This window comes from Streptomyces sp. NPDC055239 (assembly GCF_053606205.1).
In genome coordinates this window covers 158,747-172,992 of sequence record NZ_JBSGRD010000017.1, presented here as the reverse complement: position 1 = coordinate 172,992, position 14,246 = coordinate 158,747, and the positions used below count along the sequence as shown (strand labels likewise).

Below are 14,246 nucleotides of genomic sequence, written 5' to 3'. Positions count from 1 at the left end.
GCTCGTGCTCGTGCTCGTGCTCGTGCTCATGCTCGTGCTCATCCCACGCGTCCTCATCCGCGTACGCGCCCTCGCGCTCATCCGATCGCCTCTCGTGTGTTCAGTACGTCGATCGCCTGCGTCACTCCGAAGCCGGGCGGCACCGGCTCGCCCGCCACGTAGAGGCGCTCCGCGACGGAGCGTGGCAGCGGCAGGTGCTCGAAGTAGCCGCGCACGCGGCGGTCCATGCCTCCGCCGCCCGGCTGGCTCGGCACGAAGCGGGTCGCCGGGGCGATGCGGAACTGTTCGCGGCCGTGCGAGACGAGGAGGACGATCTCGGCGATCTTGCGGGAGCCGTCCGCGTGGCGGGCGAGCTGGACGACCACGTCCACCGCCGAGTTGATCTGGTCCTTCAGCGCCTCGAAGGGGATCTGGACCTCCGACATCGAGCCGAGGGTCTGGAGGCGCATCAGCGCGTCCTCCGCCGTGTTCGCGTGGACGGTGGCGAGGGAGCCGTCGTGGCCCGTCGACATCGCCTGGAGCATGTCGAGCGTCTCGCCGCCTCGGACCTCGCCGACGATGATGCGGTCGGGGCGCATACGGAGGCTGTTGCGGACCAGGTCGCGGATGGTGATCTGGCCCTTGCCCTCGACGTTCGGAGGGCGGGATTCGAGGCGGATGACGTGGTCCTGCTGGAGTTGCAGTTCGGCCGAGTCCTCGATGGTGATGATGCGTTCATGGGCCGGGAGCAGGCCGGAGAGCGCGTTGAGGAGCGTCGTTTTCCCGGAGCCCGTACCGCCGCTGACGATGATGTTGAAGCGGGCGCGGACGAACGCGGAGAGCAGGAGCAGCATGTGCTCGTCGAGCGAGCCGAGGCCGATGAGCTCGTGCAGCGTGTAAGCGCGGGGGAAGCGGCGGATGGTGAGCGTCGCGCCGGTGAGGGCGAGCGGAGGGATGATCACGTTCACTCGCTCGCCCGTGGGCAGGCGGGCGTCGACCATGGGGTTCGACTCGTCCACACGGCGGTTGACCGTGGAGACGATGCGTTCGATGGTCTGCATGAGCTGGTCGTTCGACGCGAAGCGGAGGGGGAGCTGTTCGACGCGTCCGGCACGCTCCACGAAGATCGAGTCCGGGCCGTTGACCATGATTTCCGTGATGGAGGCGTCAGCGAGGAGTGGTTCGAGTACGCCGAGTCCCAGAGCCTCGTCCACGACGCGGCGGATGAGCTGGGAGCGCTCCGAGGTAGAGAGGACCGGGCCCTCTCGGCTGATGATGTGGCCCATGACGCGTTCCAGGCGGACTCGGCGGTCCGCCGTGGTGAGGGACGACATCTCGGCGAGGTCGATCTCTTCGAGGAGCTTGGAGCGGTAGACGGCCACGAGGCCGTCGTCGCGGCTGGGGCCGCCGCCCTTGCCGGGGTCGTTCGGGGGCGCTACGCGGTCGCGGAGGCTCATCGTTTCTCTCTCAGCTCCCGTCTTCTGCGTCGTCGTTGGGCATGGTGGCCGACTTCGAGACGGACCAGCCGGCGTCCACGAAGGGCAGCAGAGTGGGTACTTGGACGGTGACCTCCGCCGTTGTCGTGGTGCCGCCCCCGCTGAGGGCGACCTGGGCGTCGAGGCTGCCGTCCATCGCCGCCAGGCCCGCGGCTTCGCCGCCGTCGCCCTGCGATGCGACGCGCGCTGCCGCGCGGGCGCCGGAGCCTGCCTGGTTGACGGCGTAGCCGACGAGGCCGAGCTGGATGGTGGCCAGGCCTATGAGGAGCAGGATGGGCAGGAAGCCGGCGAATTCGAGCATGGATACGCCGTCGTCGTTCCAGGGGCGTTTCCTTCTCTGCCCCCGGAGGGTCTGTCCCGGGCGACTCCGCCCCCGAAGGGTCTGTCCCCGGCGACCATCCAGCCCTTCCGACGTTTGAGGACGAACTCGGCGGAGCCGGTGATCGGCGGTGCACAGCAATGCCGGGGCACCCTTCACCCGTCCTCCCCCTCCTTCGCCGCGCCCGCCTCCCCGCTCACCGTCCACCCCGTGTCGATCCCGGGGAAGAACAGCGGTACATCCGCGTCCACGTGGGCCTTCCACACCGAGCCGTCGTCCGTGCAGGCCACCGTCGCGCCCTGCCACGCCGACGGCAGATGCTCCTTCGCGGCGGACTCGCACGCCGCCGCTCCGCCCTCGCCCACCGCGTACGCCGCTGTCGCCGCCCGCGCCGCCTCGTCCGCGGCGTTGCCCGCGAGGGAGAAGGTGTAGCCGTACAGGGCGCACTGCCACAGGAGGCCCATCACGACGAGCAGGAGGGGGAACATCCCGGCGAATTCGAGGGTGACGGCGCCCCGGTCGCTCCCGGCGGCCCGCTTCCGGAGCGCCAGTGCGCCGCCCCGCTTGCTCGCGCCGGACGCCGCCTCCGGGTCCACCAGGCCCAGCTCGCCCGCAAGCGCCCACAGCGCCTGTTTCACCGAGGACTTGCTGTCCAGGTCCTGCATGCGGCCCGCGTCGACCGCGCCCTGCAGCTCCTTGAAGTTCGCGGGGATGGTGGTGCGAGCCACCTTCGTACCCGTCACGCGTTCGACCAGGGACGGCTGGATGTCCGAGGCCTTGCCGTGGCGGTTGACGACCGTGAGCGTCTCCTCCGCCTTGCGGATCTGGAGGCGGTCCCACAGGCGCACCATGCGCTTGGCCGCGCGTACGGAGACGACGTCCGGGGTGACGAGGAGGATCGCCCGGTCGGCGAGTTCGATGGCGGCGGCGCTCGCGCCGGTGACGTACGTACCGCAGTCGACGAGTACGACTTCGTAGCGGCTGCGCAGGGCGCTGAGGGTCTGGCGGGCCACCCGGTCGGTGATCTCCTCGCCCCGTTCGCCCTCACCGGGGGCCAGGAGGAGGCCGATGCCGGTCTCGTGGGTGTAGACGGCGTCCTGGAGGACGCGGGGCGTGATGTCGGTGATCGTCGCGAGGTCGGCGATGGAGCGGCGGAACTGTACGTCCAGGTACGAGGAGACGTCTCCGGACTGCAGGTCCAGGTCGAGGAGGGCGACGCTGCGGCCGGATGCGCGGGCCGCGAGGGCGAGCTGGACGGTGGCGAGGGTCGTCCCCACGCCTCCCTTGGCCCCGCTCACCGCGACGACGTGCCCGCCGCCGGGGGCCTCCCCCTGCCCGGCGTAGAGCTCCATGCCCGCGCTGCCGAGGTGCCTGCGCATGCCCGCCGACCAGGCTGCCGCCGCGTGTACCCGCTCGGCCAGCGCGTCGTACGCGAGCGGGAAACCGACGATGCCGCGTGCTCCGGAGTCCATCGCGGCGGTCAGCAGGCCCGGGCTCGTGTCTGCGGTGATCAGGACGACGCCGACCGCGGGGAAGCGCAGGACCAGGTCGCGGATCAGGTCCAGGGCGGGGACGGGGCCGATGCGCTCGTGGATGAGGACCACTTCGGGGAGCTCGTCCAGGGACTCCGCGGCGAGCCTCGCCAGGGTGTCGAGGAGGGCGGTCGAGTCCGCGACGGGGAGGGCGGGCTCGGCGTCCGGCAGTTGCCCGGTCAGCGTCGAGAGCGCCCGGGCTGCGTCCATGTCCCCTACTGCGGGGAGGATGCGGGTTGTCATGCGACGCTCCCGGGGGCATCGGTGCCGGGGTGGGCGGCCTGTTCCTGTCCGGCCGGCAGGGGGCGCTGACGAACGGGGCTTTCCCGCCCACCCGGCCGAGTACCCCGCATCACTTTCCGGGCGAACGGGCTCTCCCGCCCACTCGCCCGACTACCCCGCATCGCCTCCTGGGCGAACAGGCTTTTCCCGCCCACACACCCGAGCACCCCGCGATGCCGGGTAACCGGGTGGGTGGGTGGGAGAGATCCGCCGCGAAGCGGCGGCTTGGAACGGTCGCCCGTGGCGGGAGCAAGAACTTCGCCGCGCTGCGGCGGTACAGACGTGCGTCGCCTCATCCGCGGGGCCCCCTACTTGTCCTCGTCGAGTGTGTAAGTCCGGTCACCCCGCGGGATGGCACTCTCCTCGCCCTTCCCGACCAGGGCGAGCCGCACGTGCGTGGCGAACGACTCCGCGTACGCGACGCGCTGCGCGTCCGCCGTGTCCAGGGCGAACGTGATCGGCACGGCCTCCGTCGCCGTACGCCGGCTGCTGCGGTCGTCCTGGTCCGGGTCGAGCGCCGTCAGCTTGCCCACGTCGATCACCTTCGCGGACTCGACGATGACCTTCGACTGGTCCTTGGCGTTGTCGGTCTCGCCCTTGAAGGTGGCGTAGATGTTCACCGTCGAGCCCGGCGTGATCTTGCCTGCCACACCCGTGGCCGCGTCGATCATGATGGCGATCTCCTGCTGTCCGGGCGCGAGTTCGGGACGGTTGACGATCATGTCCGTCTGAAGCAGCGAACCCTTCCGCAGCTCCGTCACCGCGATCTTGCCGCGCACCTGGCGGAGGTCGGTGACCGCGTTGTCCGAGAGCCAGCGCTCCGGCATGTCGACCTTCTCGAACTGGTCCGCGCTGAGCTCCTTGTAGGGGGCGATGTCCCCCTTGAGCTTGTACGCGGCCACCTCGGGCCCCACCTTCGAGTTCACGTCCCGGATCACCGAAAGGACGCCCGCGAACGCGCCGAACGCGGCCAGGACCGACAGGACCAGCAGGATGACGCCGCGGCGCTGGCGTGAGTTCATGAACCGGACTACCTCGATCGGGTGCGGATGGCTACGGACGGTGATCGGTGTGGCGCGTGTTCAGTTCGGGGTCGGGGGCAGGTTCAGGTTCGTACCCAACTGGGCCGGGCCTTACGTCCCGCCTCGCGGCAACGCCCGTACAACGGCGGCCGAGGCGGCGGACGCGGGCGCAGAGGCCGGAGCAGGCGCCGCCCGTTCAGGAGGCGGCGGCAGTGGCGCGGCGCAGAAGCCGCAGCGGTCGCCGATGAGTTCGAGGCCGCACCAGTGGCAGTCGTCCCGCCGGACGGACGACACCAGTTGGTAGAGCACGGAGATGTCGGGGATCGCCGCGGCGAACTCGACGAGCTTGCCCGTCGCCCACCAGCGCGCTGACTCCCCGGGAAGGCGCGCCTCCGTCACCCCCTGCGTACGCCACGCCGGGGCGAGCGTCCCGGTGACCCAGTCCGACGCCAGTTGCCCGGTCGCGTACAGCATCTTCGTGCCGAAGCCGGGGCCGGGGAGCGTCGCGTCACCCGCCACCTTGATCAGCTGCGGGCGCGGGGTCGCGAGGACGGCGAACTGGGCTCCCGGCACCCATGACTTGGCGTGCGACTGGAGGGTGACCGGGACCCGGTCCAGCTTGGCCACCGAGCCGAGGAGGGCGCCGGCGTAGATGTAGTGGGAGAGGAGCCTGGCCGCCGAAGCGAGCACGCCGGGGCTGAAGTCGCAGATCGACAGCTGGCGGAGCTGGAGAGCGAGGACCGCGAGGCCGAGCGGCGGCAGGTCGGGGCGGAGGATCGCGATGCGGTCACTCTCCAGGACGGAGCGGATCGCGTGCATGCGCTGCACGACGGCGGGCGGCGCCGACGCGGGGCAGAGAACGATCACATAGCCGTGGTGCTCGATGAGCGTGTGCATCTCGGTCAGCGCCTGGTCCAGGGAGTACGTCCGTGACGACTGGACGGCGCTCTGGAGGACGGCCGCGGACGGGGTGTGCCGGTCGGGCGACGGCAGCACCAGGTCAGGGCCTGTGACGGCTATGGCGGTCGGCATGCGTACACCCCCGGGCTTCGTGCACTTCTGCCTCAGCACCATATCCAGGTCAAGGCCACCTCAACACCCAACTTCCCACTGTTCACATCGAGGTTGGCCGGACTCCCGGGGTCCTGGTGGTGCCAGAGGTCTTGACAACTCAATTGGTCTGGACCAGCTTGTACGACCACTGGACCAGGTCGTACGAGGTTGTACGAGCAGCCGTACGACGTCGTACGAGCAGTCGCACGACGTTGTACGAGCAAGTGAGAGCTCTCCGAATGCCCCAACTCCCCCCACCGGAGGCAGAAGTGGATCACGCACGCGGCAGTACACCACGCGGCAGCACACGCAGGAAGGCAGGGTCTGTCATCGGTCTGGCAACGGCACTCGCCCTGGCGCTCACCGGCCTGCTGACCGGCGGCGCCGACAACGCCGACGCCGCGAACCGCGCGGTGCCCAAGCACGCGGTGACCGGCTACTGGCAGAACTTCAACAACGGCGCCACGGTGCAGAAGCTGAGCGACGTACAGGACGAATACGACATCATCGCGGTCTCGTTCGCGGACGCGACAAGCACGCCCGGCGAGCTGGCCTTCAATCTCGACTCGGCCGGGCTCGGCGGATACACGGTCGACCAGTTCAAGGCCGATATCAAGGCCAAGAAGTCAGCCGGGAAGTCCGTCATCCTCTCGGTCGGCGGCGAGAAGGGCGCGGTGTCGGTCAGCGACTCGGCGTCCGGGACCGCCTTCGCCGACTCGGCGTACAAACTCATGCAGGAGTACGGCTTCGACGGCGTCGACATCGACCTGGAGAACGGGCTCCACTCGGAATACATGTCACAGGCGCTGAAGTCCCTTGCCGGGAAGGCCGGTTCCGGGTTCGTGCTGACCATGGCGCCACAGACGATCGACATGCAGTCGACGTCGGGCGAGTACTTCAAGACGGCGCTCGCCGTGAAGGACATCCTCACGGTCGTCAACATGCAGTACTACAACAGCGGTTCGATGCTGGGCTGTGACGGCAAGGTCTACAGCCAGGGAACGGTCGACTTCCTCACCGCGCTCGCCTGTATCCAGCTCGAGGGCGGTCTCTCCCCGTCGCAGGTCGGCATAGGCGTCCCGGCCTCGTCGAAGGCTGCGGGCGGCGGCTATGTCTCACCGTCCGTCGTGAACCAGGCGCTCGACTGCCTGGCGAAGGGCACAAGCTGCGGCTCCTTCAAGCCGTCCAAGACGTACCCCGACATCCGGGGCGCGATGACCTGGTCGACGAACTGGGATGCCGCCGACGGCAGTTCCTGGTCCAAGGCGGTGGGCCCCCACGTCCACGGCCTGTCGTAACGGTCGGCCCAAAAAAACCGCAGCGCCGCCGCTCCCCCGGCGGCGCTGCTGTTCCATCAGCTCGACGCTCTCCCGCTACCAGGGCAGGTCGCGCACCTGCTGCACGCACAGGACGAGGAAGAGAAGACCGGCCGCCGCGAGCATCACGTTGCTCAGCAGACCGTTGCGCCATTCCTTGGGCGTACGCGAGGAGTTGAGCAGCCAGAGCAGCGTGAGCGCGAGGAACGGCATGAAGAACGCGCCGAGCACGCCGTAGGCGACGACCAGGCCGAACGGCTGGTCGAGGAAGAGCAGGCCCATCGGCGGGAAGGTGAGCCAGAGCAGGTAGGCCCGGAAGGGGGCCGACTTCTCCCGCTTGCCCGCCGCGACCTCCTTGACCATCTCGTCGGCACCCTGGTCGCCCTCGACGGCCTTCTCGGCGGTCTTCTCAGCGCTCCTCCCAGCGCCCGAAGCGTCCCGCTCCCGCTTCAACCGCTCCACGAAGTCCGCGAACATCAGGCTCACGCCGTGCCACACGCCCATCAGGGCCCCGAAGGAGGTGGCGAAGAAGCCGATCAGGAAGAGGTTCGCGGTGACCGCGCCGAACTTGTCCTCCAGAACGTTGCCGAGGTCGATGAGGCCCCGGTCACCGGAGGTGAGCGCGATGTTCGTGGAGTGCAGGAGCTCGGCGCCGATGATCATCATCGCGACGACGAAGACGCCGGTCGTGATGTAAGCGACGCGGTTGTCGAGCCGCATGACCCGCAGCCAGCTGATGTCGGTCCAGCCCTTGGAGTTCACCCAGTACCCGTACGCGGCCATGGTGATGGTGCCGCCGACGCCGCCGATCAGGCCGAGCGTGTAGAGCAGCGAACCGTCCGGCAGGGCGGGCACCAGGCCCGCGAAGGCGTTGCCGAGGTCGGGGGCGACGCGGATGGCGACGTACACGACGATCAGGAACTTCATGCCGATGACGACCGTCATGACCTTCTCGAAGACGGCGTACCTGTTGAACCAGACGAAGGCGAGCCCGAGCAGGCCGCAGAGGATCGCCCAGACCTTCAGGCTCGGCCCTTCGGGGAAGAGCGCGACGAGCGGCAGGGCGCTCGACGACATCGCCGTGGCGCCGTAGACGAAGCCCCAGATGACGACGTAGATCGCGAAGTACCAGGTGGTCCACTGCCCGAGGCTGCGCCAGCCCTCGAAGAGGGTGCGCCCGGTGGCCAGATGCCAGCGGCCCGTCGCCTCGGCGAGCGAGATCTTCACCAGACAGCCGATGATCGCGGCCCACATGAGCGTGTAGCCGAATTTGCTGCCCGCGATCAGCGTCGCGACGAGGTCACCCGCGCCGACGCCGGTCGCGGCGACGACGATGCCTGGGCCGATGTACTTCCAGCTCGGCTTGCGGAGCCGGGGAGCCGCATCTCCCGTGGCAGCGTCACTGCCTGTCGTTTCAGCCATGCCGATCAAGAAACCGCATGGCGGCGCGTGACACAAGGGGTTGGCCGAAGACAGCGTTGACCGGAGCATGCCACGCCTACACGATGGGGCCGCGCAACCCGCACCGCACACCCGCACACCCCGCACAACCCGCACCGCGCAACCCGCACCGCACGCGTCGCACTGAACCACCCCCCACCCCTGAGGAGACTTCATGCGACTTCGCACACGCGGCAGAAGACCCGCCGCCCTCGCCGTCCTGCTCGCCCTCGCCGTGGCGGCGCCCATCACCGCCAACGCGACACCCGACTCCGCCGACCGGACCGCACGCGGTACGACGACCGCGGGCGGCAACGAAACGCGCCAGTACGAGATCCCCCTCGGCGACGACAAGGCCGCCCGCACCGCGCTCGCCCGCACCGGAATCGCCATCGACGAGGTCGACGCCCGCGCGGTGGTCGTCTCGGCCGACGGCCGCGAGGCGGCGGAGCTACGGGACGCGGGCTACGAGCTCAAGGCCCTGGCCGGACCCCCGAAGCGTACGAACGGCCTGCCGGTCGAGGCCAAGGACTTCCCGCCCGCCGACGCGAAGTACCACAACTACGCCGAGATGAACGCGGAGATCGACCAGCGCATCGCGGCCCATCCGACCCTGATGAGCAAGAAGGTCATCGGCAAGTCCTACTCGGGCCGGGACATCGTCGCCATCAAGATCAGCGACAACGTCTCCACCGACGAGGCCGAGCCCGAGGTCCTCTTCACCCACCACCAGCACGCCCGCGAGCACCTGACCGTCGAGATGGCGCTGTACCTGATGCGCGAACTCGGCGACGACTACGGCACGGACGCGCGCATCAAGAAGATGGTCGACGAGCGCGAGATCTGGATCGTGCCGGACATGAACCCGGACGGCGGCGAGTACGACATCGCGACCGGCTCCTACCGCAGCTGGCGCAAGAACCGCCAGCCCAACAGCGGTTCGTCGAACGTCGGCACTGACCTGAACCGCAACTGGAACTACAAGTGGGGCTGCTGCGGCGGCTCATCGAGCTCCACCGGTTCGGAGACCTACCGGGGCAAGGCGGGCGAGTCCGCCCCCGAGGTGAAGGTGGTCGCCGACTTCGTGCGCAGCCGCGTCGTCGGAGGCAAGCAGCAGATCAAGGCCGGTATCGACTTCCACACGTACAGCGAACTCGTCCTGTGGCCCTACGGCTACACGTACAACGACACGGGCCCCGGCCTGACCAAGGACGACCGCGACGCCCACGCGGCCGTCGGCACCAAGATGGCCGCGAGCAACGGCTACACGCCCGAGCAGTCGAGCGACCTCTACATCACCGACGGCACCATCGACGACTGGCTGTGGGGCAACCAGAAGATCTTCAGCTACACCTTCGAGATGTACCCGTCGTCCGCGGGCGGCGGCGGCTTCTACCCGCCCGACGAGGTGATCGAGCGGGAGACCGACCGGAACAGGGACGCCGTCCTTCAGCTCCTGGAGAACGCGGACTGCATGTACCGGTCCATCGGCAAGGAGCAGCAGTACTGCACCGGTTGATCCGACCGGTGTTGGAGGGCCGTCGCCGTCCGGCGGCGGCCCCGCACCGTAAGCGCCAGCCGTCAGCCGTCAGTCGTCCATGAACACGATCCGCCGCGCCGGCTTGGCGACGCCCGGAGCCGTGCTGACCGACGAGCGCCCCGCGGGAACGGCGCGTTCCCGGCCCCAGGCCCTGATCTCCTCGATCTGCTCCGGGTTGACCCTGCTCATCGGCACGGTGTTGGCGAAGGTGTCCAGGAGCAGCGAGGGCTTCAGGTTGTCGGCGCCGCCGTTCAGGAGTGCCTCCGCGCCCACGTCGTGCAGCGCCGACTCGATGTCGGAGCCCGCGAAGCCCTCGGAGAGGTCGACGAGCCGGTCCACCTGCTCGCTCTCGGGAGCGGTCTTCAGATAGCGGTGGTGGTAGAGGGAGATGATCTCCCTGCGCTCCTCGGCGTCGGGCAGGTCCACGAAGAACAGTTCGTCGAAGCGGCCCTTGCGCAGGAGCTCGGGCGGCAGGCTGCGTACGTCGTTGGCGGTGGCGACGACGAAGGCGCGCGACTGGGACTCCTGGAGCCAGAACAGGAACTGGCCGATGATGCGCTGCGGCACGCCCGTGCCGTCGTCACGTCCCGCGAGGCCCTTCTCGATCTCGTCGATCCACAGGATGCAGGGCGCCACCCGGTCGGCCATCGCGAGGGCCTCTCGGAAGCGGCCCTCCGACTCGCCCAGGTACTTGCCGTGGATGCTGCCCATGTCGAGTCGGTAGAGCGGCAGCTTCCACTCGTGGGCGATGGCCTTCGCGGAGAGCGACTTGCCGCAGCCGGGCACCCCGACGAGGAGCACCCCGCGCGGCGGACGCAGTTCGGTGCCGCGCAGATCGGCGTGCATCAGCTCGTGCTTGCGGCGCAGCCATCCGCGCAGGCTGCCGAGGCCGCCGATCGCGTAGTCGCTCTCCCTCAGCGCCACCCGCTCCAGGCCGGTGAGATCGCTGAAGATCCGGTCCTTGGCCTGGGCGAGCCCGAGGACGTCCGCCTCCTTGATGGAGCCCTTGGCCGCGATGGTCGCCATCAGGTTGACGCACTCGGCCTCGGTGACGCCCCGCAGGAACTCGGCCGCGCGCCGCGCGTCCTCCTCGCTCCACTCGATGGGGATGTGCCCCCTGTGGTCACCGAGGAAGCTGCTGAGGATGCCGTACATCTCGTCGGCGTCCGGCAGGTCGAGGTGCAGGCTCATGCCGAGGCGCTGGAGACCGCTCCAGATGGGGGTGTCCGTGATGAGGACGATGCTGCCCATGTTGCTGTCGGCGAGCCGGGCGAGCTCGGCCACGTGCCGCGTGATCGGGGTGTCCGCCTCCAGGCCGTCGGGGTCCACGAACACCACCGTGGCGTTGGCCCTGCTGGTGAACTGGGTGGCGGCGAACTCCATGGCGCCGGTGAGCGAACGGTCGTCCATCACCGGTGAGTTGGTCCGCAGGTCGCGCAGGCCCGTGGCCCTGGTGTAGATCCAGAACGGCATGCTGCTGCGGCGCGACTGGGTGGCGGACTCACGCAGCAGGCGCAGGGCGCGCTGCTGCTCGATGGTGCGCATGCCGATCACCGGTACGCGCGCGGAGATGTAGCTGTCGAGGTGGTGCAGGCTCTCGGCGTAGTTCGACATACGGATTCGGGCCTTCGCGGGAGTGGGCGGGGTGGGCCGGGGGCTGTCGGGGGCTTGGCTGTCCGGGTGGGGCGCTCGTCAGTCGGGGATCACTCGGCGGCGTGGCGCGGCGGCAGGGTCGTACGCCCATGGGTCCGGGGCCGTGCGCGCTGCGGGAGGAGGTGGGCCTTGGGCGAGGACGCCGGTGAGGGCGTTGTCGCGCAGGGTGCGGCGGCGCTCCTCCAGGCCGCGCGGGTCCCCGCCCTGCCTCACCGCGTCGTCGATGAAGCGTTCCAGCTGGTCCTGGAGCTGCGGGATCTGCCGGTCGACGAGATCCGTCATGGCCGTGCGCAGCTTCTCCGGGAGCCCGGGGTGGCCCGCCAGGGCGCGGACGCTCTGGAGTCCGGCCCTCGCCTGCGCCAGCTCCCGGCCGAAGGAGAACTCGTCGTGCGCCGACCCCATCGCGAGGGTCAGCTTCCCGGCCCAGGACTTGAGCCGCCGGTCGAGCGCGCCCCCGAGGTGGACCGTGAGCCGCTGGACCGTCGCCCCGTCGTACTGCTCCTCGGTGATCGCCGGCAGCGCGGCCGGGTCGACGTCCTCGAACTCTGCCCAGCGGCGCAGGAACTCGACCCAGGCCCCGTAGGCGCCGCCGTCGCCCCACAGTCCGCTCACGCGGAGCTGCCGGGGCGCCGTACGAAGGTCTCGCCGGGCGGCAGCGGCTCCCAGTCGGGCAGCTCTTCGGCGATCCGGCGGAGTCTGTTGGTGACGCGCTCGCCCTGGGGCCGGCCGGTGGCGGCCCAGGGGGACGGAGGCTTCTGGCTCTGGCTCTGGTCCTCCGGGGACTGCCGGGGCTGCGGGGGAACGCTCATCGCTGCTTCTCCTTGACGACGGTGCGGCCCTCGAAGGGCGAGCCGCCCTGGGTCGCGGTGGCGAGAGACGTGATCAGCTCGCGGCACTCCGACTCCATCAGGTCGGCGGCGCGGTACTTCTCGTACCAGTCGGTCAACTCGGCCGACGCTCCACGCAGTTGATGGAGCGAGTCGGCCTTGGCCCGCTCCAGGAGCTGGCGCGCGTTGTCCTGGTTGCGCTTGGCCGCCTGCGCGCCGTTGTAGAGGAAGAGCCCCCATACGCCGCCGGTGATCACGGCGGCGACGAGCGCGAAGCCGATGTGGATCGCCCCGATGAGGAGCAGGATCCCGGCGACCACGGCGATCAGCGGCGCCACCTTGCGGGCCATCGGGTACGCGAGCGAGGCGATGAACGGGGCCATGTGCTGGTCCCAGTGGCCCGCGAGGGAATGCTCCAGGGCGGCGAGCGGCTGCGTGAACGAGCCGGACCACGGCGGCAGGTGGAAGGTCTGCGCACCGACGGTGTGCGCCGTGCCGAACTGCGCCGTCACGTCCTGCGGGACCGATGCCCGGTAGTCGCGCGTGAAGCCCGTGTGCGCCTGGAAGAACCACTCGTTGCAGGCGGCGACGGCGAGGCGCTGGGTGGCGGCCGACGTGCCGATCGCGGTCGGGTTGAGCGCCGCAGTGGTCTGCACGGTCAGATAGTCGAGCGTCTCCTCGTACGAGGCGGAGTCCGCGTCGGATGCCTTGCGGGCGGCGAGCACGTCGCCGTCGTGGCCGACGACCGCGTGGTTGAAGGCGAGGTCGCGGCGCAGGGGCAGCTCTTCGTTGTCGTACTCGGAGACGAGCCGGTCGAGGATGTCGTCCACGGCGTCCTCAAGACGGTCCGAGGGCTCGAACTCCCTCTCCATGATGGCCCGGTACTTGTCGAGCACGGCCTCCTGCGCCCGCGCGGAGCTGTAGGCCGAGTCGAGGTAGGGCCACTGCGGGGAGACGGCCGCGAGGCGCGGGAACTCGGCCTTGGCGGACGCCTGGCGCAGCGAGTCGATCTCCTCGCGCCACCGCGTGACCTGCCGCTTCTGCGACTGCGCGTCGTCGGCCAGGTGCTCGCGCCAGCCCGCGAGGGTGTCGGTGAGCAGCTCACGCCCTACGAGGCCGAAGGCGCCCTGCGCGATCGACTCCAGGATGACCGCGAACTCCCGGCCGAGCGACGAGGGGTCCTGCGCGAGGAGGTAGTGCCGCAGCCAGCGCACCGCGGACTCCTTGCGGCCCTGGCGGCGCAGCACGAGCGCGAAAAAGAGCGAGGTGCGGTCCGGGGAGCGCCGGAAGGCCTCCTCCACGCCGCGCTCGCACAGCAGCCGGTCGTCGGCCGACCAGGAGGCGAGCGCGACCAGGGCGGGCGCCAGCCAGTAGCGGGGCGTCTGGATCATCAGCTGGTCGCTGACCATGCGGACGCTGTCCTCGGACACCAGGCCCACGTCGAAGGCCTGGAGCATGCCGACCGCCGTGCGCCGCACCGTCTTGTGGTGACCGAACTCGTGGTCCACCTGGTCCTGGATGACGCCGATGCGGGTCTCGGCGCGCTGCACGTTGGCGGTGAACTCGGCCTTCTTGACGAACTCAAGGAACTCGTCGCGCAGTTGCTGGAGTTCGCCACGGGTCTGCTGCTGATTGTGGTCGACGGTCGCCACCTGGCCGGACACCGAGCTCACCTGCTCGCCGAGCCTGACCACGAGGTTGCTGACTTCCTGCACCTGCCGACGCAGCGTGTAGTCCACCTCGGACATACGGGTCTCCGATCACACTGATCTGATCTGATCTGTGGT

12 protein-coding genes are annotated in these 14,246 nt (G+C 69.7%); 2 read left to right on the top strand and 10 right to left on the bottom strand.

Features of this window, described 5'->3' with window-relative positions; all coding sequences use genetic code 11:
- Window positions 1-77 precede the first annotated feature (77 nt).
- The 5 genes from ACWFRJ_RS39140 to ACWFRJ_RS39120 all read right to left on the bottom strand — a co-directional run bounded on the left by ACWFRJ_RS39140 (window position 78) and on the right by ACWFRJ_RS39120 (window position 5,662).
- Window positions 78-1,436, bottom strand: coding sequence for a CpaF family protein (locus ACWFRJ_RS39140; RefSeq protein ID WP_453542528.1), 1,359 nt, complete (start codon window positions 1,434-1,436; stop codon window positions 78-80).
- 10 nt (window positions 1,437-1,446) lie between these two features.
- A complete protein-coding gene (locus ACWFRJ_RS39135) occupies window positions 1,447-1,776 on the bottom strand; it encodes a TadE/TadG family type IV pilus assembly protein (protein WP_453542525.1) in 330 nt (109 codons plus the stop codon).
- Between the two features lie 173 nt (window positions 1,777-1,949).
- Window positions 1,950-3,569 (bottom strand): AAA family ATPase, encoded by a 1,620-nt coding sequence (locus tag ACWFRJ_RS39130; protein WP_453542522.1) that lies wholly within the window; start codon window positions 3,567-3,569, stop codon window positions 1,950-1,952.
- A gap of 347 nt (window positions 3,570-3,916) precedes the next feature.
- Window positions 3,917-4,630 (bottom strand): Flp pilus assembly protein CpaB, encoded by a 714-nt coding sequence (cpaB, locus tag ACWFRJ_RS39125; protein ID WP_453542519.1) that lies wholly within the window; start codon window positions 4,628-4,630, stop codon window positions 3,917-3,919.
- 111 nt (window positions 4,631-4,741) lie between these two features.
- Complete coding sequence (locus ACWFRJ_RS39120) at window positions 4,742-5,662, bottom strand: hypothetical protein (RefSeq protein ID WP_453542516.1); 921 nt, start codon at window positions 5,660-5,662, stop codon at window positions 4,742-4,744.
- Between the two features lie 350 nt (window positions 5,663-6,012).
- On the opposite strand from ACWFRJ_RS39120, the gene ACWFRJ_RS39115 reads away from it, so the two are divergent.
- A complete protein-coding gene (locus ACWFRJ_RS39115) occupies window positions 6,013-6,981 on the top strand; it encodes a chitinase (protein ID WP_453542600.1) in 969 nt (322 codons plus the stop codon).
- A 75-nt stretch (window positions 6,982-7,056) separates the two neighbouring features.
- Here ACWFRJ_RS39115 and ACWFRJ_RS39110 read toward each other — a convergent pair whose 3' ends face one another.
- On the bottom strand, window positions 7,057-8,421 hold the full coding sequence (locus tag ACWFRJ_RS39110) for an Nramp family divalent metal transporter (protein WP_453542513.1): 1,365 nt from the start codon (window positions 8,419-8,421) through the stop codon (window positions 7,057-7,059).
- 193 nt (window positions 8,422-8,614) lie between these two features.
- Here ACWFRJ_RS39110 and ACWFRJ_RS39105 point away from each other — a divergent pair, with 193 nt between their 5' ends.
- The gene (locus ACWFRJ_RS39105; protein ID WP_453542510.1) at window positions 8,615-9,958 is read left to right on the top strand and encodes a M14 family metallopeptidase; all 1,344 of its coding nucleotides are present in this window, start codon (window positions 8,615-8,617) and stop codon (window positions 9,956-9,958) included.
- Between the two features lie 69 nt (window positions 9,959-10,027).
- On the opposite strand, the gene ACWFRJ_RS39100 is transcribed toward ACWFRJ_RS39105, so the two are convergent.
- The 4 genes from ACWFRJ_RS39100 to ACWFRJ_RS39085 all read right to left on the bottom strand — a co-directional run bounded on the left by ACWFRJ_RS39100 (window position 10,028) and on the right by ACWFRJ_RS39085 (window position 14,207).
- Window positions 10,028-11,593 carry an AAA family ATPase gene (locus tag ACWFRJ_RS39100; protein WP_453542507.1) on the bottom strand — a complete coding sequence of 522 codons (1,566 nt, stop codon included), beginning with the start codon at window positions 11,591-11,593 and terminating at the stop codon, window positions 10,028-10,030.
- Between the two features lie 78 nt (window positions 11,594-11,671).
- Window positions 11,672-12,244, bottom strand: a complete 573-nt coding sequence (locus ACWFRJ_RS39095; RefSeq protein WP_453542504.1) for a hypothetical protein — start codon at window positions 12,242-12,244, stop codon at window positions 11,672-11,674.
- The gene (locus ACWFRJ_RS39090) at window positions 12,241-12,441 is read right to left on the bottom strand and encodes a hypothetical protein (RefSeq protein ID WP_453542502.1); all 201 of its coding nucleotides are present in this window, start codon (window positions 12,439-12,441) and stop codon (window positions 12,241-12,243) included. The genes ACWFRJ_RS39095 and ACWFRJ_RS39090 overlap by 4 nt, the downstream gene beginning before the upstream one ends.
- Entirely contained in the window at window positions 12,438-14,207 is a 1,770-nt protein-coding gene (locus tag ACWFRJ_RS39085; protein WP_453542499.1) for a hypothetical protein, read from the bottom strand. Before ACWFRJ_RS39085 ends, ACWFRJ_RS39090 begins: the two co-directional genes overlap by 4 nt.
- Window positions 14,208-14,246: the final 39 nt, after the last annotated feature.

Excerpts from the sequence above, each read along its gene's own strand:
- ACWFRJ_RS39105 (WP_453542510.1), top strand. The coding sequence starts at position 8,615 with ATGCGACTTCGCACACGCGGCAGAAGACCCGCCGCCCTCGCCGTCCTG.
- ACWFRJ_RS39085 (WP_453542499.1), bottom strand. The coding sequence starts at position 14,207 with ATGTCCGAGGTGGACTACACGCTGCGTCGGCAGGTGCAGGAAGTCAGC.
- ACWFRJ_RS39110 (WP_453542513.1), bottom strand. The coding sequence starts at position 8,421 with ATGGCTGAAACGACAGGCAGTGACGCTGCCACGGGAGATGCGGCTCCC.
- cpaB (WP_453542519.1), bottom strand. The coding sequence starts at position 4,630 with ATGAACTCACGCCAGCGCCGCGGCGTCATCCTGCTGGTCCTGTCGGTC.
- ACWFRJ_RS39120 (WP_453542516.1), bottom strand. The coding sequence starts at position 5,662 with ATGCCGACCGCCATAGCCGTCACAGGCCCTGACCTGGTGCTGCCGTCG.
- ACWFRJ_RS39090 (WP_453542502.1), bottom strand. The coding sequence starts at position 12,441 with ATGAGCGTTCCCCCGCAGCCCCGGCAGTCCCCGGAGGACCAGAGCCAG.
- ACWFRJ_RS39140 (WP_453542528.1), bottom strand. The coding sequence starts at position 1,436 with ATGAGCCTCCGCGACCGCGTAGCGCCCCCGAACGACCCCGGCAAGGGC.
- ACWFRJ_RS39100 (WP_453542507.1), bottom strand. The coding sequence starts at position 11,593 with ATGTCGAACTACGCCGAGAGCCTGCACCACCTCGACAGCTACATCTCC.
- ACWFRJ_RS39130 (WP_453542522.1), bottom strand. The coding sequence starts at position 3,569 with ATGACAACCCGCATCCTCCCCGCAGTAGGGGACATGGACGCAGCCCGG.
- ACWFRJ_RS39135 (WP_453542525.1), bottom strand. The coding sequence starts at position 1,776 with ATGCTCGAATTCGCCGGCTTCCTGCCCATCCTGCTCCTCATAGGCCTG.